This window comes from Allobosea rubneri (genome assembly GCF_032464875.1).
GTDB lineage: Bacteria > Pseudomonadota > Alphaproteobacteria > Rhizobiales > Beijerinckiaceae > Allobosea > Allobosea rubneri.
In genome coordinates, this window is the sequence record NZ_JAWDID010000037.1 from 1 (window position 1) to 20,440 (window position 20,440).

At 67.6% G+C, this 20,440-nt stretch carries 19 protein-coding genes; 7 read left to right on the forward strand and 12 right to left on the reverse strand.

What is annotated here, in order from left to right:
- Both RKE40_RS20395 and RKE40_RS20400 read right to left on the reverse strand, forming a co-directional pair.
- The coding region (locus RKE40_RS20395; RefSeq protein WP_316020049.1) for a GumC family protein at positions 1–1,553 on the reverse strand (1,553 nt) is incomplete at its 3' end.
- A gap of 58 nt (positions 1,554–1,611) precedes the next feature.
- Positions 1,612–2,679, reverse strand: a complete 1,068-nt coding sequence (locus RKE40_RS20400; protein ID WP_316020050.1) for an endo-1,4-beta-xylanase — start codon at positions 2,677–2,679, stop codon at positions 1,612–1,614.
- A gap of 145 nt (positions 2,680–2,824) precedes the next feature.
- On the opposite strand from RKE40_RS20400, the gene RKE40_RS20405 reads away from it, so the two are divergent.
- Entirely contained in the window at positions 2,825–4,054 is a 1,230-nt protein-coding gene (locus RKE40_RS20405; protein WP_316020051.1) for a lipopolysaccharide biosynthesis protein, read from the forward strand.
- A 16-nt stretch (positions 4,055–4,070) separates the two neighbouring features.
- Here the strand turns inward: RKE40_RS20405 and RKE40_RS20410 are convergent, their stop codons facing one another.
- Both RKE40_RS20410 and RKE40_RS20415 read right to left on the reverse strand, forming a co-directional pair.
- The gene (locus RKE40_RS20410) at positions 4,071–4,967 is read right to left on the reverse strand and encodes a DUF6492 family protein (RefSeq protein WP_316020052.1); all 897 of its coding nucleotides are present in this window, start codon (positions 4,965–4,967) and stop codon (positions 4,071–4,073) included.
- Positions 4,964–5,767 carry a WecB/TagA/CpsF family glycosyltransferase gene (locus RKE40_RS20415; RefSeq protein ID WP_316020053.1) on the reverse strand — a complete coding sequence of 268 codons (804 nt, stop codon included), beginning with the start codon at positions 5,765–5,767 and terminating at the stop codon, positions 4,964–4,966. Before RKE40_RS20415 ends, RKE40_RS20410 begins: the two co-directional genes overlap by 4 nt.
- A 340-nt stretch (positions 5,768–6,107) precedes the next feature.
- Between RKE40_RS20415 and RKE40_RS20420 the strand changes: the two genes are divergently transcribed.
- The 3 genes from RKE40_RS20420 to RKE40_RS20430 all read left to right on the forward strand — a co-directional run bounded on the left by RKE40_RS20420 (position 6,108) and on the right by RKE40_RS20430 (position 9,758).
- Positions 6,108–7,565, forward strand: coding sequence for an undecaprenyl-phosphate glucose phosphotransferase (locus RKE40_RS20420; protein WP_316020054.1), 1,458 nt, complete (start codon positions 6,108–6,110; stop codon positions 7,563–7,565).
- Between the two features lie 108 nt (positions 7,566–7,673).
- On the forward strand, positions 7,674–8,420 hold the full coding sequence (locus RKE40_RS20425; protein ID WP_316020055.1) for an SDR family NAD(P)-dependent oxidoreductase: 747 nt from the start codon (positions 7,674–7,676) through the stop codon (positions 8,418–8,420).
- A 78-nt stretch (positions 8,421–8,498) separates the two neighbouring features.
- Positions 8,499–9,758 (forward strand): allantoate amidohydrolase, encoded by a 1,260-nt coding sequence (locus RKE40_RS20430; protein ID WP_316020056.1) that lies wholly within the window; start codon positions 8,499–8,501, stop codon positions 9,756–9,758.
- A gap of 4 nt (positions 9,759–9,762) precedes the next feature.
- On the opposite strand, the gene RKE40_RS20435 is transcribed toward RKE40_RS20430, so the two are convergent.
- The gene (locus tag RKE40_RS20435) at positions 9,763–10,671 is read right to left on the reverse strand and encodes a protein-methionine-sulfoxide reductase heme-binding subunit MsrQ (RefSeq protein ID WP_316020057.1); all 909 of its coding nucleotides are present in this window, start codon (positions 10,669–10,671) and stop codon (positions 9,763–9,765) included.
- A 205-nt stretch (positions 10,672–10,876) separates the two neighbouring features.
- Between RKE40_RS20435 and RKE40_RS20440 the strand changes: the two genes are divergently transcribed.
- Positions 10,877–11,488 carry an HAD family hydrolase gene (locus tag RKE40_RS20440; protein ID WP_316020058.1) on the forward strand — a complete coding sequence of 204 codons (612 nt, stop codon included), beginning with the start codon at positions 10,877–10,879 and terminating at the stop codon, positions 11,486–11,488.
- A 70-nt stretch (positions 11,489–11,558) separates the two neighbouring features.
- Here the strand turns inward: RKE40_RS20440 and RKE40_RS20445 are convergent, their stop codons facing one another.
- Positions 11,559–11,924, reverse strand: a complete 366-nt coding sequence (locus RKE40_RS20445; RefSeq protein WP_316020059.1) for a hypothetical protein — start codon at positions 11,922–11,924, stop codon at positions 11,559–11,561.
- A gap of 85 nt (positions 11,925–12,009) precedes the next feature.
- Positions 12,010–13,815 carry a translation elongation factor 4 gene (lepA, locus tag RKE40_RS20450; protein ID WP_316020097.1) on the reverse strand — a complete coding sequence of 602 codons (1,806 nt, stop codon included), beginning with the start codon at positions 13,813–13,815 and terminating at the stop codon, positions 12,010–12,012.
- A 227-nt stretch (positions 13,816–14,042) separates the two neighbouring features.
- Between lepA and RKE40_RS20455 the strand changes: the two genes are divergently transcribed.
- Positions 14,043–14,576, forward strand: coding sequence for a GNAT family N-acetyltransferase (locus tag RKE40_RS20455; RefSeq protein ID WP_316020060.1), 534 nt, complete (start codon positions 14,043–14,045; stop codon positions 14,574–14,576).
- Here the strand turns inward: RKE40_RS20455 and RKE40_RS20460 are convergent.
- Entirely contained in the window at positions 14,558–15,016 is a 459-nt protein-coding gene (locus tag RKE40_RS20460) for a MarR family winged helix-turn-helix transcriptional regulator (RefSeq protein WP_316020061.1), read from the reverse strand. The genes RKE40_RS20455 and RKE40_RS20460 overlap by 19 nt on opposite strands.
- Before the next feature lie 60 nt (positions 15,017–15,076).
- Here RKE40_RS20460 and RKE40_RS20465 point away from each other — a divergent pair, with 60 nt between their 5' ends.
- Positions 15,077–15,583: an anthrone oxygenase family protein gene (locus tag RKE40_RS20465; protein WP_316020062.1), complete on the forward strand. Its 507-nt coding sequence runs from the start codon at positions 15,077–15,079 to the stop codon at positions 15,581–15,583.
- A gap of 9 nt (positions 15,584–15,592) precedes the next feature.
- Here the strand turns inward: RKE40_RS20465 and RKE40_RS20470 are convergent, their stop codons facing one another.
- From RKE40_RS20470 to gyrB, 4 genes are all read right to left on the reverse strand, one after another.
- Positions 15,593–15,835, reverse strand: a complete 243-nt coding sequence (locus RKE40_RS20470; protein WP_316020063.1) for a DUF3297 family protein — start codon at positions 15,833–15,835, stop codon at positions 15,593–15,595.
- Between the two features lie 123 nt (positions 15,836–15,958).
- Positions 15,959–16,618, reverse strand: a complete 660-nt coding sequence (locus tag RKE40_RS20475) for an SCO family protein (RefSeq protein ID WP_316020064.1) — start codon at positions 16,616–16,618, stop codon at positions 15,959–15,961.
- Between the two features lie 4 nt (positions 16,619–16,622).
- Positions 16,623–17,756 carry an MBL fold metallo-hydrolase gene (locus tag RKE40_RS20480; protein ID WP_390893469.1) on the reverse strand — a complete coding sequence of 378 codons (1,134 nt, stop codon included), beginning with the start codon at positions 17,754–17,756 and terminating at the stop codon, positions 16,623–16,625.
- Positions 17,757–17,957: 201 nt separating this feature from the next.
- The gene (gene gyrB, locus RKE40_RS20485; RefSeq protein WP_316020065.1) at positions 17,958–20,381 is read right to left on the reverse strand and encodes a DNA topoisomerase (ATP-hydrolyzing) subunit B; all 2,424 of its coding nucleotides are present in this window, start codon (positions 20,379–20,381) and stop codon (positions 17,958–17,960) included.
- Positions 20,382–20,440: the final 59 nt, after the last annotated feature.

The window sequence follows — 20,440 nt, forward strand, 5'->3', positions numbered from 1 at the left end:
AGCGCAAGGCGACCGGCCTGCGGCCGGTCGCCTTGCGCTGGCGGTTCGGCCTGTGCTGGGGCGGGCGCGGGGGCCGCGCCGGACTGTGCCGGCCTTACCGTGCCGAGGAGGGCGAGCGCCAAGGCCAGCAGCGCGCCGACACCCGAGCCGCCGATACCGCCGAGCAGGGCGATCGTCCGGCGCGACATGCCGGATTTCTGCAGCGGCGGCATGGCCTGCGAGATGATGCGGGCATTGGTGGTGTCGATACCCGAAAGCTCACCGGTCTCGCGGGCACGCTTCAGGAAGCCCTCATAGATGACGCGCGAGGATTCGACCTCGCGCTCGAGCTCGCGCAGTTCGACGCCGGCGCGCCCTGCGGCGAACTGGCCGGATTTCAGCTCGTCGACGCGGGCCGCGGTCTGGCGTTCGGCGGCAAGCGCGCGATCGTATTCGCTCCTGGCGGCGCGGGCGATCCGGCCGAGTTCCTCGGCAATCTGGCGGCGGGCGTCGCGCACCTGCGACTGCGCCGCGAACAGCGAAGGGTGCCTGGCGCCGAGCGAGGCGGTGAGGTCTGCCTCGCGGCTCAGCGCCGCGCCGAGCTGGGCCCGGAGCGCCGTCATCGTGTTCGAGGCGAGCGCCTCGGGAATGGCGCCGGCCTCGAGCGAGGAGGCGCGGGTCCGCGCGATCTCGTCGTACTTCGCCTTGGCCTCTGTCACCCGGGTCCGTGCCGCGACGAGTTGGGCGTTGCTGAGCGCGAGCTGCTCCTCGCTGATCGATCGGCCGCCGGCGGCGACGAGATTGTTCGCCTCCTTGAAGCGCTCGGCCTTGTTCTCGGCATCGCGCAGGCGCGAGCGCAACTCCTCGAGACGGCCGGTCAGCGACTCGGTTGCGCGCTTGGCGGCCGCGTCGCGCACCGCCGCCTGGTTTTCGAGATAGGCGTTGGCGAGGGCGTTGGCGAGGCGGGCGGCCTTTTCGGGGTCGCGCGAGGTCACCGAAATGTCGATCACGAAGGTGCGCTCGCCGCGCCGCACGGAGACCCGCCGGTCGAGCTCGGCAAGCGCGTAGAGCATGCCGTCGCGCTTGCTGGGCGCGCCGCCGATCAGGCGCGAGAGCAGGCCGGGGCTGGCTGAGCCGCCGAATTCCGGATCGCTGTCGAGATGCTCGCTCTCGACGACGCGCGCCTTGATGCTGTCGGAGGCGATGATCCGCGCCTGGCTTTCGAGATAGGCGGTGATCGAGGTCGGGTCGCTGCCGACCATGGTCGGCGAGACCTCGTTCTGGAGCACGCGCAGATCGCGCGGATCGATGAAGAGCTGGGCGGTCGAGACGTATTTCGGCGTGACCAGCAGGCTCGCCAGCGAGGCCAGCACGAGGCCCGCCAGCCCGCAGAGCAGGATCAGGCCTTTGCGGCGCCAGAGCGTGCCGAGCACCCAGAGCGGATTGGCGAGCACCGAAAGCGACGGCCGACCGGCATCGGCCGGAGCCGCGCTCGCCGCCTGAGGCGGCGGCGTCGCGGCCCGGTCGCTGTCGCCCGGTGCGTTCTCGGTGGTGAACATTGCGCTCTGCTTCACTCGCTCTGCATCGTCCTCTACGTCCCGTCCGGACTGGCCGGGACGTCTCGTCATTCGGTCAGGCCCGGCCGCTTCGGTAGCGTTCGAGCACCTGCATCATCGGTTTGGGGCGGTAATCCTCATCGAGCGGCAAGGGCCTCGCCTTGGCCGAATCCTTGCGCGGGAAGGTCTCGTGCACCCAGCTGTAGCGGTCGGTCAGCCCCCAGGTGACGATCGCCTTGGGCTGCCCGCCCGCCACCACGGCCTCGAGATAGGTCGCGACCAGCTTGGCGGCGGCCCGGTCGCGCACGCCGGTATCGGGCGGCAGCTTCCAGTCGATCACGTCGAGCTCGGTGACCTCGACCCCGACGCCGAGCTTGCCGAGATCGGCGACGAAGCCCTGCACGCCTGCGCTGTCGATCGCATTCTCGGCATAGAGATGCGCCTGCATGCCGACCCCGTGGATCGGGATGCCCTTGTCCTGGAGGCGGCGCACGGTATCGAGCGCGATCCTGCGGCGGGCCGCTATGCCCGCTCCCGCCTCCTCGAAATTGAAGTCGTTGAGCACGAGGCGCGCCTTCGGATCGACCCGCGCCGCGGTGCGGAAGGCGATCTCGATATGGCCGGGTCCGAGCAGGCGTTGCCAGATCGTGTCGCGATAGGGCTCGCTGGGCTTGGGATCGAAAGCGATCACCTCGTTGACCACGTCCCAGGTCGCGATCTTGCCCTTGTAGCGATCGACCACGACCTCGATATGCCGCGTCAGCTCGCGCTCCGCCTCGGCGCGGCTCGACATTTCCTTGGCCCAGGGCGGCAGCGCCATGCCCCAGAGCAGCGCGTGGCCGCGCAGCGCCTTGCCGTTCTTCAGCGCGAAATCGACCAACTCGTCCGCCCCGGAAAAGTCGAAGCGGGCGCGGTCATGGCGCAGCGCTTCCCATTTCAGGTCGTTCATCGGCACGATCACGTCGCAATACCGCTTCAGCGCCTCGCGGTAGCGCGCATCGGCGCGAAAGGTCTCGATCTGTGCCGCCGAGCCATAGGGGATCGGCGCCCGGCCTGGGGCCGCGGCGGCGCCGTCGCCGGCGAGGGCAGCCGCGGCGAAGCTGGCAGCCCCGCCCAGCGCGTCCCTGCGCGAAATGGCTTTCATGTCGCGATCCCCGGCAGTTGCGTTCCGTGGCCGGACATGGCCCCGTTTCGTTTAGGGTCGCTCAACGCGTATGCGCTAGACACGGGGCGATCTCCGCCCTGCCTGAGGCACGGAACGGGCCAGCCGATCTGTCGAAACGGACTTCATGTCGCCCGACCGCGCCTCCATCGCCGCCTACCTCACCATCCTGAGCGGCTCCGCCGGCCGGCTCGTCATCTCCCTTGTCTACTTCCTCATCGTTGCGAATACGTTGACCCTGGGCGAGTTCGGCATTTTCGCCACCGCCTCGGCGACGGGCGTCATTCTCTCGCGCCTGCTCGCCTTCGGCTTCGTCTCGCCTGTCTACCGCGTCGCCACCGTCAAGCCGCGCCTGCTCGGTGCCTATCTCGCCGGCTTCGCCGGACTCGGCCTCGCTTCGCTGCCGCTGATCCTGCTCGCCGGCTGGGTGGCCTACGCGCTGCTCTTCGCCGGCAAGGTCGCGCTCCTGCCCTTCGCGCTGATCATCCTCGCCGAGGTGCTGGGCTGGCGCCTGGTCGAACTCGTCGCGATCATCAACAACGGCATGCGCCGCTTTCGCGAGGCGGCCCTGCTCGTCATCATCGGCTCGGCCTTGCGGACGCTCGCGGCGCTGTTGTTCTACGTCCAGGGCCAGACGACGCTGACCGTCTGGGCGTTCGCCTATCTCGGCGCGACCCTGCTCTCGGCCCTGCTCGCCTTCCTCGTCTTCATGCCGAAAGTGCGCCTTGCCTTCGTGCCGGCGCTCTATCCGCGCCGCATGGCCGATGCGCTCTCGGCCGGCGCCGCCGACATCCTGTTCTATCTGCAGGCCGAGCTCGACAAGCTCCTGATGCTCGCCTTCGCCGGCGACCGCGTCGCCGGGCTCTACGCTATCGCGATGCGCGTCATCGACCTCACCGCCATGCCGGTCCGCAGCTTCAACCAGATGCTGGTGCAGAAGATCATGCAGGAGCGCGGCCTGCGCGGCGGTGCCGGCCGTCAGGTCCTGGTTGAACTTTCCATCGCGGCGGTCTCGATCGCCGGGCTCGTCGCGATCATCCTGCTGCTGACGCTGTTCCCGCGGGCGCTCGGCAACAATGTCGCCCTCGCCTCCTATCTCTTCATGCCGATGCTGCTGGTGCCGGCCTTCCGCAATCTCGTCGAGTACCAGGCCGAGCTGCTCTATGCCCGCGAACGCACCGGCTCGCGCGTGCTGCTGCTCTGTGCGGTGGCGGCGCTCAAGGCGGCGCTGATCTCCTGGGTGATGACGCAGCACGGCGCCGATGGCAGCTGGCCGCTCTGGCTCAACGGCGTCTTCGGCGCGCTCTACCTGCTCTCGACGGCCTTCACCTATCGACTCCTCGGCAAGGCACGCTGACCGGCCTCGATCCGGCCTATTGCGCCTCGAACAGCGCCCAGAGCCGCTCGAGCGGCACGCCGGTGAAGGACTGCACGCCGACCGCGACCTGGCCCGGCCCCAGCTCGCCCTCGAAGGAGCGCAGGCCGGCAAGTCCGGTCACGTCCTCGTCGAACCAGTAGACCTTGCAGAGTTCGTGTGCATCGGCCCAGTGCCCGGCATCGGCGAGGCTGCGCGCGCCTTCGACGAAATAGCCGTAGAACATGTACTCCGAGAATTGCCGGTTGGCGGCGATGGCCGAGACCCAGTCGCGCTCGGTGGTCTGCTCGATCCGGGCGATCATCGCGACGACGTTGTCGCGGCGCCAGCTCACCAGATTGTTGATGTAGTCGGCGCTCGGGAAGGCCGGTTCCGGCAGGCCGAGCAGGCGGCTCGCGACCTCGCACCAGCCGCGATGGCGTTCCATCTCCCGGGTGATGCCGCCGGGCTTGCGATAGAGCCGCACGCCGTCCGCCCTGGACAGGCTGGCGACGTCGAAAGGCCGCAGGAAGATCATGTCGGAATCGGCGAAGAGCACGATGTCCTCATGGCTCTTCAGCGGCAAGGCGAGCTTGCGCAGTTGCTGGGCGTGCCAGCCGCGCAGCGGCGGGATGCCGCGCAGGAGTGCGCCGGGGCCGGTCCAGACCCGCCGGCGCCCGAGGCTGAGCGGGTCGGGCCAGGAGGAGAGCCAGCGCGGCAGCAGCGCCGATTCCGGGATCACCTGTCGGCGCGGCCCGGCCAGGGGCGCGAACAGTTCGAGGTCGCGGTCCTCGACCAGCAGGTAATGCATCGCGTGGCCGCTGACGAAGCGGTCGATGCTGGCGCAGAGCAGGCGGCAACGTTCGAAATCGCCGGAATAGCTCGGGGTCGCGATCGCGACGCTGAGGCTGCTCACGTCGGATTGCGTCCCGCGAGACGTTGCCGCAGCACGCGCATCAGGAAGACCGGATTGCCGACGACATAGCGCCGCCAGAGCCGGGCGGGCTCGAGCCAGAGCCGGTAGAGCCATTCCAGCCGCAGGCGGCGGATCCAGAGCGGGGCCCGCGTCACCTCGCCGGCCAGGAAATCGAAGAAGGCACCGATCCCGGCGGCGACGCTGCAATGGCGCGCATTCAGCTTCTCGGCGATCCAGCGCTCCTGGCGCGGGTTACCGAAGGCGACGAGCAGGAGATCGGGGCGCTCGTGCTCGAGGCGGGCCAGCAGCGCCGGCTCCTCCTCGGGCGAGAAATAGCCATGCCCGAGCACCTTGAAATCGTGCCGGGGATGCTCGGCCTGCAGCCGCTCAGCCGCACAGTCGGCGACGCCCGGCTTGCCGCCGAGCAGCATCACCCGCAGCGGCGCGCGCCGGGCCGCCAGCAGGGCCGGCGTGAAATCGGTGCCGTTGAGATTGGCCGGGAAATGGCTGCCATGGAGCAGCTGCGAGGCGACGTCGACGCCGATTCCGTCGGGCAGGACGAGGAAGCCGCCGAGGGCGGCCAGCAGGGCCGGATCGTTAGCCGCGACATTGGCGAGATGGGCATTGCAATAGGCCAGCCGCAAATGGCGCTTCTGGTCGAAGGCGCGGTCGATCAGCGCCAGCGCCTGATCACGGCTCAAGGCTGCGACCTTCACGCCGACGATGTCTCGCCGCGGCGCCTCGATGGCGGGCATGCGCCCGACCAGGGGCTGCGCATAGGGAGCGGAGAAGGCGTTCATCGCGGTTTCGGCTCGGGCAAGCATGCGTCGCCATGGTGACGGCAGCGCCGCATGTCTTGGGGCATTTGCAAGGTCGGTCAAGGCGAACCCGTTCCCAAAGTAAATCGAATCTTCAATCGACCGGGGACCTGCCCCGTTCCGGTTCGGGGCTGGGGTGTTCAAAAATGACACGCCGCTCCCCGGCTTCCTGACCGGCCATGCCGGATTCGTGCCGTAACGGCAGGTTTTCGGGGCTTCTTCGACGTCAGGAGGCCGGCATCGCGCTTGCCACCCTTGCCGGCAGAGCAGCGCTGGTCGGGAGACTTGTCCCGATCCGGGCCGCTCGGGAGCGAGCTGCCGGATGATGACTGTCAACGACCTGAACTATGCCGCCGCCTCTGCCGCGGATGAACGCGCCAACTCACTGCGCCACTGGATCGGGCTGATCACGGCGGTCGTCGACCTCGTCATGGTGGTCGGGATCGTCGTCGGCACCTCCTTCGCCTATCACCTCTATGCCTATGGCGATTTCGGCAACGACAAGATCACGCTCAAGCTCGCCTCGATGATCGCGGCGATCTTCGTCTTCATCAACGCGCTGCGCGGCCGCTACCAGCTCGCCAATTACCTCTCGACCAAGGGCCAGATCGCTTCGGCCTTCACCGTCTGGAACATGGCGATGGTCGCCTTCATCGCCTTCGTCTTCCTCGCCAAGATCGTCGACCAGTATTCGCGCGCTGTGGTGATCGCGACCTATTTCGCCGGCATCCCCCTCGTCGCCCTCGCCCGCTCGGCGATCGTGCGGGCGGTGTCGATGGCGAGCAAGACCGGCCGGATCACCTCGGAAAGGGTGTTCCTGATCGGCCGCGAGAGCGAGGTGATGTCCTTCGTCTCGCGCCATCAGCCCTGGAATATCGGCTTCTCCATCGTCGACGTCGCCTTCCTGCGCAGCAACGATGCACGCCGCATCAACGATCCCGCAGCGGCCCTGGCGGCCGACCTCGCCACGGCCTCGGCACGGGCGCGCGACCTCAAGCCCGATGCGGTCTTCATCGCGTTGCCCTGGTCCGACCAGGAGACGATCGATGCCTGCGTCGACGCCTTCATGAACCTGCCGGTCGCCATCCACATGACGCCCGAGCGCATCATGGACCGCTTCGAGAACCCGCACATCGTGCGCGTCGGCTCGCTCGCCTCGCTGCGCCTGACGCGGCCGGCGCTCACCTTCGCCCAGGTCACGTTCAAGCGCATCTTCGACATCTGCGCCGCCAGCGCCATCCTGGTCGCGAGCCTGCCGTTGTTGCTCCTGATCGCGCTGGCGGTCAGGCTCGATTCGAAGGGGCCGGTGCTGTTCCTGCAGCGGCGCTTCGGCTTCAACCAGGAGCCGTTCCGGATCTTCAAGTTCCGGACGATGACCACCACCGACGACGGCGCCGTGATCCGCCAGGCGACGCGCGGCGATCCGCGCATCACCCGGGTCGGCCGCTTCCTGCGCCGCTACAATCTCGACGAGCTGCCGCAGCTGATCAACGTCATCGCCGGGCAGATGTCGCTGGTCGGCCCGCGCCCGCACGCGCTCGCCCATGATCGCGAATACCAGCGCAAGATCGCGCTCTATGCCCGCCGCCACAACGTCAAGCCGGGCATCACCGGCTGGGCGCAGGTCAACGGCCTGCGCGGCGAGACCGACACGGACGAGAAGATGGCGCGCCGCATCGCCTACGACCATTGGTACATCGACAACTGGTCTTTCTGGCTCGACCTCGGCATCCTCCTGCGCACGCTGTTCAGCCCGGCTGCCTTCCGCAATGCCGGCTGAGCCGCTGGCATTGCGCGACTGCAACCCTCTCCCCTTGAAAACAGGCCTTCGCGCCCGCCGGCTTTGCGTTAGATTGCCCCGGCTTCATCAGGGAGGGGCGTTGTTTTCATGAATCAAATCGATTTGAACGGCCGGGTTGCCATCGTCACCGGCGGCGCGCAGGGCATTGGCCGCGCCGTCGCCGAGCGTTTCGCCAAGAGCGGCGCCAAGGTCGCGATCTGGGATCTGGACGGCAAGCTCGCCAAGGAGGCGGCCGCCGCGATCGGCGGTGAGGCCAGCGGGCTCGGCATCGACGTCACCGACGCCGCGGCCGTGAACGAGGCCGCCGCCGAGCTCGAGAAGCGGCTCGGCAGCGTCGACATCCTCGTCACCAGCGCCGGCATCGCCGGTCCCAACCGCAAGACCTGGGAATACCCGCTCGACGAATGGGCCAAGGTGATGCGGCTCAATGTCGATGGCACGCTGCATTGCTGCCAGGCCGTGGTCCCCGGCATGATCAAGCGCAATTACGGCCGGCTGGTGCTCGTCGCCTCGATCGCCGGCAAGGAGGGCAATCCGACCGCCTCCGCCTATTCCGCCTCGAAGGCAGCGGTGATCGCGCTGACCAAGTCGCTCGGCAAGGAGCTGGCGACGCAGGACATCGCGGTGAACTGCATCACCCCCGCCGCGGCCAAGACCCGCATCTTCGACCAGATCACCCAGGAGCATATCGACTACATGCTCTCGAAGATCCCGCGCGGCCGCTTCCTCCAGGTCGACGAGGTCGCCGCCATGGTCGCCTTCCTCGCTTCTGCCGAGAACAGCTTCACCACCGGCGGCGTCTTCGACCTCTCCGGCGGTCGCGCCACCTACTGAGTAGGGTCTCAGCCGCACCTCCTTCCGCAACGCAAACGGCGCTGGCCACCCGGCCGGCGCCCCTCTTAGTATGGCCCCATGACCGCGACCCTTCCTTCCGCCGCCGTGCTCGGCGCACGCGCCTTCGCGGCGCTCGCCGGCCTCAACCGCTTCACCGACGAGCCGGGCAAGCTGACCAGGCTCTATCTGTCGCCGGCGCATCGCCAGGCGGCGGAGTGGACCAAGGGCGCGATGGAGGTCGCGGGCCTCACCGCCTTCATCGACGCTGCCGGCTCGGTGCAGGGCCGGCGCGAAGGCGCGACGCCCGGCCTGCCGGCGGTGCTGATCGGCTCGCATATCGACACGGTCAAGGATGGTGGCCGCTTCGACGGCAATCTCGGCGTCGTCGCCGGCATTCTGGCGGCGCAGGCCCTGCGCGATGCCGGCATCGTCCTGCCCTTTGCGCTCGAGGTCGTCGCCTTCGGCGATGAGGAGACCGTGCGGTTCCCGACCGATCTTTCGACCTCGCACGCCCTGATCGGCGAGTACCGGCCGGACTGGCTCGACGGCACCGACGCCGACGGGGTGAAGTTGCGCGACGCTCTCGTGAAGTTCGGCGGCGACCCGGCCGGCATTGCCGGCCTCGCCCGCAAGCCGGGTTCGCTCAAAGCCTATCTCGAGGTCCATATCGAGCAGGGGCCGGTGCTGGAGGCGTCCGGCGAGGCGGTCGGCATCGTCACCGCCATCGCCGCGCAGAAGCGCGCCCGCGTCCGGGTCACCGGCGAGGCCGGCCATGCCGGCACCGTGCCGATGGCACTGCGCAAGGATGCGCTCGCCGCCGCCGCCGAGATGGCGCTGGCGCTGGAGGAGATCGCCCGCGGCCATGACCAGGCGCTCGGCACCGTCGGCGTCTTCCGGCCTGACCCCGGCGCGACCAATGTCGTGCCCGGTGCCGTCGATTTCACCATCGATTTCCGTGCCCCGGCCAACCAGACCGTTGCGAGCATGGACGCCGCCATTCAGACGCGTTTCGGCGAGATTGCCGCGCGCCGTGGTGTTCGCCTCGAGATCACGCCTTATTCCCAGTCGAAAGCCGTGCCGATGGATGAGGGCCTGCAGGAGGCTTTTGCCACCGGCATCGCCCGGACCGGCTCGAACCTCTCGGCGCGGCGCCTGCCTTCCGGCGCCGGCCATGACGCGATGGCGATCGCGGCCTTCTGCCCGGCGGCGATGCTGTTCGTGCGCTGCGAGAAGGGCATCAGCCATTCGCCGCTGGAGAACATGACCGAGCTCGACGCCGGCATCGCGATCCGCGTCCTGCTCGAGACGCTGCTGGAACTGGCTCGCGGCGAGGGCTGAAGCGTCAGCCCGGCGCGGCCGTGGAGACCGGCTGCGCGGGACGACGCTCGCGCCGCGCCGGCCGCTGTGCGGGCTTGCGCCAGAGATGCAGCAGCGCCAGGCAAAGGCCGACGAGCGCCACCCAATGGCCGGGGCGCAGCGCCGTCCAGTCCTGGTAGACGATGATGTCGGCATTGGCCTGGAAGATCAGCCAGGCCGAGGCGCCGGTCGCGAAGGCGTACCAGGCGGTCTCGGCCAGCGCGGTCGCGAGACCGGTCCCGAGCGCGGTCAGGGCGAGCGAGGCGAAGCTCAGCGGAATACCCAGGCGATTCAGGCCGCGATAGGCCATCAGCAGGGCGAAGAGCCCGGCGAGCAGCACCGGCTGGGTCACGTCGATCTTCGATTGCAAGGCGAAATGGAACAGGCCGAGCATGGCTATCGGATAGACCAGCCTGTGCAACTGCTGCCAGCGCGCCGAGCCGAGCCTGCGGATCATGCCGTCGGTCGAGGTCGTCCCGAGTGCGACGAGGCCGATCAGCGCCATGATGCCGACGATGAGATAGAAGCGCTTGACGATCTCGGAGGCGATCAGCCCCCAGTCGAAGCCGAGGTCGATGCAGTAGAGCGTCAGGTGCCCGAGCGCGTAGGCGAGGGCCGAGAGGCCGAGCATGCGGCGGATGCCGATCAGCCGGTTCCAGTCGAGGATGCGCCGCAGCGGCGTCACCGCGAGGGTGATGACGAGGATGCGCAGGCTCCAGGTGCCGGTGTCGTGCACTGCCTGCGTCCAGGGCTTCGAGCCGAGCTGATGGGCGAAGGCCTGATAGGCGAGGTAAGCGGCCGGCATCAGCAGCAGCGCGAAGCAGCCGGCGCGGAGCGCGTCGAAGCGCCCCTTGCGGTCGGTCCACGGCCAGTAGCTTTCGTCCACCAAAGCCATCCTCGCTCCCTTCGTCCCGGTCGCCACCCCGGATACGCCAGATTCGCCTTGGGCGTCATGCACCTTGGCGCACAAGCACGTGAGCCGGCGTGAGGATGGGCAGCCCGTGGCGCGCGGATTCGGCTTCCCTAACGCCGTGCTTTGCGATTCGATCCGGGCGCAAGGCTGCGGCGGCGAATCGCCGGTGCCGGATCGGAGGAGCTCGATGTCGCGTAGTCCCGTAGTGGTTTTCGATGTCGGCAACGTCCTGCTGCGTTGGGATCCGTTCCATCTCTACCGCGACCTGATACCGGACGACGCCAGGCGCGACTGGTTCCTGCAGAATGTCTGCACGGCCGCCTGGAACATCGAGCAGGATCGCGGCCGGTCCTGGACGGATGCCGTCGCCATCCTCGTCGCCGAGCATCCGGAATGGGAGCGCGAGATCAGGGCCTTCGACGAGCGCTGGCACGAGACCGTGCCGGGCGTGATCGACGACAGCGTCGCGGTGCTCGAAGAACTCAAGAGCCAGGGCGAGAAGGTCTACGCGATCACCAATTTCTCGCGCGAGAAATGGGCTGAATGCCTGGTCCGCTTCCCCTTCCTGCGCAGCTTCGACGGCGCGATCGTCTCCGCCCATGAACGGCTGCTCAAGCCCGATCCCGCGATCTACCGCGTGCTGACCGAGCGCTACGGGCTCGACGCTTCGGACTGCATCTTCATCGACGACAGCGAGAAGAACGTGCTGGGCGCCCGTTCGGTCGGCATGCGGGCGGTGCATTTCCGCGAGCCGATCGATCTTCGGGGCGAATTGCGCGCGCTCGGCGCCGCGCTCTGAGGCCAAGGCAGCTTATGCCGCGCAGGACTGGCTCCTGCGCGGCGCGAACGCTCGGCCTCGGATCGGCCGTCTACCAGTAGTAGCGCGGGCCCCAATAGCGCCGATAAGGCCGATAGCCATAGGGCCGGTAATAGGGATACGGCCGGTAGTAGCGCGGGCCGTAATAATAGCGTGGCCCGTAGAATCGCGGCCCGTAATAGCGCCGGCGCCAATAGCGGCGACGCGGCCCGTAATAATAGTACTGGGTGTAGTCGGCGTCGGCCTTGTCGAGGGCCTTCGTGTCGACTTCGGGCGCGCCTTCAGGGCGGCGGCGATCGGCCTGAGGTGTCGCCTGCGGCTGTGCCGCCAGAGCTGCCGAGGCGAAGCTGCCTGAAGAGGCGAAGCTCGCCGCTGCCAGGCCGCCGATCAGGCTGGCGAGGAAAGAGCGTCTGTCCACGATGCTGTCCTCCCTTCCAAAGGGCCGAAATCAACGTCGTGGGGCGATGATGGTTCCAGGCCGCGCCGAGGCGCGGACCGAAAGATCAGTCGTCCATCTTCAGGGCGGCGATGAAGGCTTCCTGCGGAATTTCGACCTTGCCGAACTGCCGCATCTTCTTCTTGCCTTCCTTCTGCTTGTCGAGGAGCTTGCGCTTGCGCGAGGCGTCGCCGCCATAGCACTTCGCGGTCACGTCCTTGCGCAGCGCCCGGATCGTCTCACGGGCGATGATCTTGCCGCCGATCGCGGCCTGCACCGGAATCTGGAACATGTGCGGTGGGATCAGCTCCTTGAGCTTCTCGCACATGGCGCGGCCGCGGGCTTCGGCGCGGGTGCGGTGCACCAGCATCGAGAGCGCGTCGACCGGCTCGGCATTGACCAGAATCGACATGCGCACGAGGTCGCCCTCGCGATAATCGGTGATGGCGTAGTCGAAGGAGGCATAGCCCTTCGAGATCGACTTCAGCCGGTCGTAGAAATCGAACACCACCTCGTTCAGCGGCAGGTCGTAGACCACCTTGGCGCGGGTGCCGACATAGCCGAGGTCGATCTGCAGGCCGCGCCGGTCCTGGCAGAGCTTCAGCACCGAGCCGAGATACTCGTCCGGGGTGAAGATCGTCGCCCGGATCCAGGGCTCCTCGATCGCCTCGATCTTCATCACATCCGGCATGTCGGCCGGGTTGTGCAGCTCCAGCGTGGTGCCGTCGCGCAGCTTGAGATGGTAGACGACCGAAGGCGCGGTCGAGATCAGGTTGAGGTTGAACTCGCGCTCGAGCCGCTCCTGGATGATCTCCAGGTGCAGGAGCCCAAGGAAGCCGCAGCGGAAGCCGAAGCCGAGCGCCGCCGAGGTCTCCATCTCATAGGAGAACGAGGCATCGTTCAGGCGCAGCTTCGACATCGCCCCGCGCAGCACTTCGAAATCGGCGGCGTCGACCGGGAAGATGCCGCAGAACACCACCGGCTGCACCGGCTTGAAGCCCGGCAGCGGCTCGGCGATCGGCTTCTTGTCGTCGGTGATGGTGTCGCCGACGGCGGTGTCGGCGACTTCCTTGATCGAGGCGGTGAAGAAGCCGACCTCGCCGGGCCCGAGCTCCTTGACCTCGGTCATCTTGGGCTTGAACACGCCCACGCGATCGACGCCATAGGAGGCGTTCGCCCGCATCATGCGGATCGTCATGTTCTTCTTGAGCACGCCGTCGATGATGCGCACCAGCACGACGACGCCGAGATAGGCGTCGTACCAGCTGTCGACCAGCATCGCCTTGAGCGGCGCTTCGAGATCGCCCTTCGGCGCCGGCAGCTTCTGGACGATGGCTTCGAGCACGCCCTCGATGTTGAGGCCGGTCTTGGCCGAGATCGGCACCGCCTCGGAGGCGTCGAGGCCGATCACGTCCTCGATCTGCTGCTTGATCCGCTCGGGCTCGGCCGCCGGCAGGTCGATCTTGTTGAGGACGGTGACGATCTCATGGTTGGCGTCTAGCGCCTGATAGACGTTCGCCAGCGTCTGCGCCTCGACGCCCTGCGAGGCGTCGACGACGAGGAGCGAACCCTCGCAGGCCGCCAGCGAACGCGAGACCTCATAGGCGAAGTCGACGTGGCCGGGGGTGTCCATCAGGTTCAGGATGTAGTCCTTGCCGTCCTTGGCCTTGTAGTCGAGCCGGACGGTCTGCGCCTTGATGGTGATGCCGCGCTCCTTCTCGATATCCATCGTATCGAGAATCTGCTCGCTCATATCGCGTGCAGCGACCGTGCCGGTCTGCTGGATCAGCCGGTCGGCAAGGGTCGACTTGCCGTGGTCGATATGGGCCACGATCGAGAAGTTGCGGATGTTGTCGAAGCTGCGGGTGCTCATCGGCCGCAGATAGCAGCGTAAGCCCTTGGCGCCAAGGGTTTGCGCGAGGGATTGCAGCGGCCACGCCATGATGACCTTGCAGGCAAGGCTAGGGCCGGGCCTGCGGGCGCCGCGCGCGCTGCCGCGCCGCCAGGAAAGGCGCTTTGCAATGGCGCCTGTCCATTATAGTGGAATAAATCTTGCTTGGTGGATTTCGTGCCGTTCGGGCATGACTGCCGGAGGAAACGATGTCGAAACAACGCGGAATTGCGATCGAGAGGCTGGACGGTGCGGGGGCCGAAGCGGCCGTCCCGGCGCTGACCGAGATCCTGCGGGATGCGGTCGCCAATGGCGCCTCGGTCGGCTTCATGGATTTCAGCACATCGGTCGATTTCGAGCGCTTCTGGCTGGGCATCGTCGAGCAGGTCCGCGCCGGCGATGTCGTGCTCTTCGTCGCGCGCGGCCCCGAAGGCATCGTCGGCACGGCGCAGCTGCATCCGGTCGGCAAGCCGAACCAGCCGCACCGGGCCGAGATCGCCAAGGTGCTGGTGCATTCGACGGCGCGCCGCCGCGGCATCGGCGAGGCGCTGATGCGGGAGGCCGAGGCGGCGGCGCTCGCCATGGGCCGCGACCTCCTGGTGCTCGACACCGACGAGGCCGGTGCGGCGCGGCGCCTCTACAACCGGCTGGGCTGGACCGAGATCGGCACCATCCCGCGTTACGCGCTGATGCCGGACGGCCGCGATTGCGGCTCGACCTTCTTCTACAAATCGCTGGGCTGATCGAGCTCGGCGGTCCGCGACAGCGCGCCGACGACACGGCGCAAGCCGGCCAGAAAGGCGTCGCGTTCGGCCTCGGAGAAACCGGCGAGCGCCCGCGCATTGACTGACCTGGCGGCGGCGAGAGCCGGCTCCTCCAGCGAACGGGCCCGCGTCGTGAGCTGGATTCGGCGGGCCCGGGCGTCGGACTGGTCGGGCCGGCGCTCGATCAACCCGTCGCGCTCCATCCGCGCCAGCGTTGCCGCCATCGTCGCCTGCTCGACATCGAGCCGCGCGACCAGATCCTTCTGGGTCAGGCCGTCCTGCCGCCAGAGCTCGAGCAGCGTCATGAACTGGGCCGGGGCGAGGCCGAGCGGACGCACCGCTTCGGCGAGCTCGCGTGCGAACAGCCGGGCGACATGATTGGCGAGGTAGCCGGCGGATCTGGTCTTGAAGGAGGTCATCGGGCGGCCATTGCCGACCCAGAATGGAATTGAACAGCATGCTATGCAATGATATATAGCATGCTGTTCATTGGAGTGACGGCGATGGCACAGACCGTTTCCCCCGCCCATGCAGACAACTCTCCAAACAGCCTTGCCGGCCTTTCGGCCCTGACATTGGCGACATTGTTCGCGGGAGCGGCCGTCTACATCCTGGTCGCCGAGCAGCCGGCGCGACTCATGCTCGACGACGCCCCGCTGCTGCGGCACTGGCAGGAGAGCTATCCGCGCGCGGCGCGGATGCAGGCGAGCCTTGCGGTGCTGGCGGCCGTCGCGGGAGGCCTGGCCTTCTGGCGGCGCCGCGACCCGCTCTGGCTGATTGGCGCGGCGCTGATGCTGGCCAACCTGCCCTTCACGCTGATCGTGGTCGCGCCCGTCAACGAGGCGCTGCTGGCGTCCTCGTTCGATCAGGCGGGCGCGGTGAGCCGGGGCCTGATCGAGCGCTGGGGGGCGCTGCATGCCTGGCGCGCCGGCTTTGCGGTGCTGGCGCTGGCGGCTTTCGCCGGCGCCCTGGTGCGTGCGCGCTGAGGCCGTGGCTTACTCGGCCTTGCGGAAATAGGGCTCGACCTCGCCCTTGAGCTTGACCGTCATCGGGTTGCCGTGGCGGTCCTTGGCGTTGCCGGCGGTGAGGCGCACCCAGCCCTCGCTGATGCAATATTCCTCGACATTGTTCTTCTCGACGCCCTTGAAGCGCACGCCGATGTCGCGCGCGAGCAGCTCCTCGTTGTAGTAGGGGCTGTTCGGGTTGGAGGAGAGCCGGTCGGGCAGGGTGTCGGTCATCGTGTCGGGCCTTCGTCTGGGTCTTTGCAAGATCGTCCGGCACCGTTCTTGTGCCTGGTCCCGCCTCCCATACCCTCAGATCGCGCGCTCAACAAATCCGCGTGGCCGCTCGCGCGCTCGCCGTCACGATGCCGGAAGATGCGGCTTGATGATCGTCAGCATGCGTTCCGCCGAGGTGTTGGGCGGAAAGAAGCCGAGATAGCGCCCATCGCGATCCATCAGATAGACATAGGCGCTGTGGTCGACGGTGTAGCCGCCATCGGTCGCGACTTTCTCGTAGAAGACCTTGTAGGCATCCGCGGCCTGCCGGATCTCCCCGGCACTGCCGGTCAGCCCGACCAGCCGCGGATGGAAGAGCTCGACATAGCCGGCGAGGTGCTCTGCCGTGTCGCGCTCCGGATCGAGCGTGATGAACACCGGCTGGATCGCCTCGCCCTGGCGGCCAAGCAGGGTGATCGCCCGCGAGATCTCCTGCAGATCGGTCGGGCAGATGTCGGGGCAATAGCTGAAGCCGAAATAGACCAGCGCCAGCTTGCCGCGAAAATCGGCGTCGCTTCGTCGCGCGCCGGTATGGTCGGTGAGCGAGAACGCGCCGCCGACCGGCTCGCGATTCCACATCAGTACGTCCATCAGCTCGGCCGCCGAGCGGCGCTGGGCGCCTGCATCCGCCCTCAGCGCACCGGCCCAGATCACGGCCGACAGGAAGGCGAAGGCGGCCAGCATGGCCGCCAGAAAAGCCAGCCGCACCAGTTGCCGCTGCGCCGGAAAGGCCGTGCCTGCCATCTGGTCAGGCTCCGAAGGTCAGCCGGCTGCCGGTCGTCGGCACGATGACGTTCTCCGGCATCTGCGCCTGCGCCTCGAGCGCGAAGTTGAGGCCGCTGCAATGCATGGGGATGACGACATCCGGCTGCAGTTTGCGGATCTCGGCCACGACCTGCTGGAGATAGTCCTTCGGCGCCGGGCCAAGATGGAAGCCGCCGACGACGGCATGGACCTTATCGACGCCGGAGACCTCCTGAGCCTGGCGCACCGAATTGACGATGCCGACATGGCCGCAGGAGCTGATCACCACCAGCCCCTTGCCCTTGATGTTGAAGCAGGTCGCGTGCTCGTGGACATGCTCGTCGGGGATCGGCTTGCCCGCGAGCTCGGCGGCGCTGTAATGACCGGCATCGCAGCCGAGGCCGTCCTTGATGCCGCGCTCGACGAAGGTGTTGGGCAGGATGTGCTCGATCGAGCGACGCTTGATCTGGCCGGTGGTGAAGGCGTGGCCGGCGACGACGGTCGGCGTCTCGCAGAGCACGGTCGCGACCTTCTGGGCCGCCAGCTCGCGCCGGTCGAGCTGGCCGAAATCGGTGAACTGGCCCTGCGCTCCCGTCGGGCTGACGCGATGGCAGAAATTATCCTCGCCGCCGGCATAGAGCTTGAGATCGGGGGCGAGCGTGCTGCGATACTTCGCGAGGAAGCCGTTGAGGCCGCCATAATGGTCGTGATGGCCATGGCTGACGATCAGGGCGTCGACCTTGCTGGGATCGACCTTGAGGATGCCGATATTGTTGAGCAGGGCATCCGGGCTGTAGCCGAAATCGAGCAGGATGGCGCGCGCCTCGGCCTCGCGCTGCGATTCCAGGAAGAGCGAGAGCCCCCACTGGTTGTGCAGGACCTGGCGGTAATCGGCGCCGCGCCCGGAGCCGGGCGGCTGGTGCAGCACGCCCTGCACGGTCGCAGGCTTGAGGAACTGGTCATGGGCGGAATCGATCAGCACCCGCATGACGAGCTTGTCGACGGTCGGCACCTCGATCGGGGCGGCGCTGGCGATCTCGACGCAGGCGAAGCCGCCGACGGCACTCGCCGCCAGCGCGGCTGTGCCTTTCAGGAAGCCTCGGCGGCCAATGCCCTGCACAATCTCGTCCTGCGCCATCGCGAAAATCCCCCGGCCACGCGACCATCTGGTCGCGCATCGAGGATAGCCGAGGCGCCGGAGCGGTATTTTCCTTAGTTTCCTGCGCTTCCAGCAGGAATTGTCACGGCGCCGCAGGCCCGCGAAAGGACATCATCGCGCCGTGGAGCAGCTCCAGCGGATTGTCCACGGCGCGATGGTTCAGAATGCCGCCGCCACGGCTCAGGTATCGACGTTGGCGTTCAGGGCGTTGGTCTGGATGAACTCGCGGCGCGGCTCGACCACGTCGCCCATCAGCTTGACGAAGAGATCGTCGGCTTCGTCGTTCTGGTCGTTCTTGACGCGCAGCAGCGAGCGCACGTCGCGGTCTAGGGTCGTCTCCCAGAGCTGGTCCGGGTTCATCTCGCCGAGGCCTTTGTAGCGCTGCAGCGAAACGCCCTTGCGGCCGATGGCGTTGACCGCGTCAAACAGGTCGCTCGGACCGTTGACGATGTGGTCGTCGCCCTTGCGGCTGAGCACGCCCGGCTTGGCATAGGCCTCCTGCAGAGAGGCGCCGGCGGCATCGAGCCGGCGGGCCTCGGCGCTGGCGAGCAGGCCGGCATCGAGCGTCGCGACCTGCTTAACGCCGCGCACCAGCCGCGAGAACACGAAGCCGCCATCGGCAACCTTGCCTTCCCAGCCACGCTCGATCTCGTCCGAGACCGCGTCGAGCCGGCGTGCGACATAGGCGGCCGCTTCGGCCAGCTGCTCCTCGCTCTGGCCGTCCTGCGGGCGCAGCACGCCGGCGATCGCGGTCTGCTCGACGACGCGCCTGTCATAGCGCGAATGCAGCTGCGACAGGGTGTGGCGCACGCTGCGCGCCTCCTCGATCAGGGCGCGCAGGTCCGGGCCGGCGCGTTCGCTGCCGTCGCCGATACGGAAGACGGCGCCGTCGAGCGCGGAGTCGACGAGATAGTCCTCGAGCGCCCGCTCGTCCTTGAGATAGGTCTGCGACTTGCCGCGGGCCGCCTTGTAGAGCGGCGGCTGGGCGATGAAGAGATGGCCGCGCTCGATCACCTCCGGCATCTGCCGGTAGAAGAAGGTCAGCAGCAGCGTGCGGATATGGGCGCCGTCGACGTCGGCGTCCGTCATGATGATGATCTTGTGGTAGCGCAGCTTCTCGATGTTGAACTCCTCGCGGCCGATGCCGGCACCGAGCGCCGTGATCAGCGTGCCGACCTGGTCGGAGGAGAGCATCTTGTCGAAGCGCGCCCGCTCGACATTGAGGATCTTGCCGCGCAGCGGCAGGACCGCCTGGTACTCGCGGGCGCGGCCCTGCTTGGCCGAGCCGCCGGCCGAGTCACCCTCGACGATGAAGAGTTCGGACTTGGCGGGGTCCCTCTCTTGGCAATCAGCCAACTTGCCTGGGAGAGACGCGATATCGAGCGCGCCCTTGCGGCGGGTGAGATCGCGCGCCTTGCGGGCGGCCTCGCGCGCGGCAGCGGCTTCCGCCACCTTGCCGACGATGGTCTTGGCCTCGTTCGGATGCTCCTCCAGCCAGGTCGAGAGCGCCTGGTTGACGACGTTCTCGACGACGGGCCGGACTTCCGAAGAGACCAGCTTGTCCTTGGTCTGCGATGAGAATTTCGGGTCGGGAACCTTGACCGAGACGATCGCGGTCAGGCCCTCGCGGCAATCGTCGCCGGTGAGCGAGACCTTTTCCTTCTTCGAGATCCCGGAGGTCTCGGCATAGCCGGTGACCTGGCGCGTCAGCGCGGCGCGAAAGCCGGCGAGATGGGTGCCGCCGTCGCGCTGCGGGATGTTGTTGGTGAAGCAGAGCACGTTCTCGTGGTAGCTGTCGTTCCACCAGAGCGCGACGTCGACCGTGATCCCGTCCTTCTCGGAGGAAAGCATGATCGGCTTGTCGATCACCGGCGACTTGGCCCGGTCGAGATAGCGCACGAAGGCCTCGACGCCGCCCTCATACATCAGCTCTTCGCGGACGACCTCGGCATGGCGCGCATCGGTCAGGACGATGCGCACGCCCGAGTTCAGGAAGGCGAGCTCGCGCAGCCGGTGCTCCAGCGTCTTGTAGTCGAACTCCACCATGGTGAAGGTCTCTTGCGACGGCAGGAAGGTCACCTCCGTGCCGCGCCTGTCGCCGGCCGGGCCGACGACGACGAGCGGCGCCACCGCCTCGCCATGGCGGAACTCGATGAAATGCTCGTTGCCGCCGCGCCAGATCCGCAGCTTCAGCGAGACCGAGAGCGCGTTGACGACGGAGACGCCGACGCCGTGCAGGCCGCCCGAGACCTTGTAGGAGTTCTGGTCGAACTTACCGCCGGCATGGAGCTGGGTCATGATGACCTCGGCCGCCGAGATGCCTTCCTCGCTGTGGATATCGGTCGGGATGCCGCGACCATTGTCGCTGACCGTGACCGAGCCGTCGGCGTTCAGCGTCACCGTGACGAGGTCGGCATGGCCGGCGAGCGCCTCGTCGATCGCGTTGTCGACGACCTCGTAGACCATGTGGTGCAGGCCCGAGCCGTCATCGGTGTCGCCGATATACATTCCGGGGCGCTTGCGCACCGCATCCAGGCCTTTGAGAACCTTGATGGAATCGGCGCCATAGGCGGCGTCCTCGAGGTCGCGGGCGGCATCGCTCATGTCGGGGTCCTTCAGCGGGCGAGCAGGCGCCCGCGATGATCTTGATTCGTCTGGAGAAT

Coding starts and splice junctions, on each gene's coding strand:
- lepA (WP_316020097.1), bottom strand. CDS start 13,815: ATGAGCACCCGCAGCTTCGACAACATCCGCAACTTCTCGATCGTGGCC.
- RKE40_RS20470 (WP_316020063.1), bottom strand. CDS start 15,835: ATGACCGACACCCTGCCCGACCGGCTCTCCTCCAACCCGAACAGCCCC.
- RKE40_RS20420 (WP_316020054.1), top strand. CDS start 6,108: ATGATGACTGTCAACGACCTGAACTATGCCGCCGCCTCTGCCGCGGAT.
- RKE40_RS20435 (WP_316020057.1), bottom strand. CDS start 10,671: ATGGCTTTGGTGGACGAAAGCTACTGGCCGTGGACCGACCGCAAGGGG.
- RKE40_RS20425 (WP_316020055.1), top strand. CDS start 7,674: ATGAATCAAATCGATTTGAACGGCCGGGTTGCCATCGTCACCGGCGGC.
- RKE40_RS20400 (WP_316020050.1), bottom strand. CDS start 2,679: ATGAAAGCCATTTCGCGCAGGGACGCGCTGGGCGGGGCTGCCAGCTTC.
- RKE40_RS20460 (WP_316020061.1), bottom strand. CDS start 15,016: ATGACCTCCTTCAAGACCAGATCCGCCGGCTACCTCGCCAATCATGTC.
- RKE40_RS20480 (WP_390893469.1), bottom strand. CDS start 17,756: ATGGCGCAGGACGAGATTGTGCAGGGCATTGGCCGCCGAGGCTTCCTG.
- RKE40_RS20440 (WP_316020058.1), top strand. CDS start 10,877: ATGTCGCGTAGTCCCGTAGTGGTTTTCGATGTCGGCAACGTCCTGCTG.
- RKE40_RS20405 (WP_316020051.1), top strand. CDS start 2,825: ATGTCGCCCGACCGCGCCTCCATCGCCGCCTACCTCACCATCCTGAGC.
- RKE40_RS20465 (WP_316020062.1), top strand. CDS start 15,077: ATGCTGTTCATTGGAGTGACGGCGATGGCACAGACCGTTTCCCCCGCC.
- RKE40_RS20415 (WP_316020053.1), bottom strand. CDS start 5,767: ATGAACGCCTTCTCCGCTCCCTATGCGCAGCCCCTGGTCGGGCGCATG.
- gyrB (WP_316020065.1), bottom strand. CDS start 20,381: ATGAGCGATGCCGCCCGCGACCTCGAGGACGCCGCCTATGGCGCCGAT.
- RKE40_RS20430 (WP_316020056.1), top strand. CDS start 8,499: ATGACCGCGACCCTTCCTTCCGCCGCCGTGCTCGGCGCACGCGCCTTC.
- RKE40_RS20475 (WP_316020064.1), bottom strand. CDS start 16,618: ATGGCAGGCACGGCCTTTCCGGCGCAGCGGCAACTGGTGCGGCTGGCT.
- RKE40_RS20455 (WP_316020060.1), top strand. CDS start 14,043: ATGTCGAAACAACGCGGAATTGCGATCGAGAGGCTGGACGGTGCGGGG.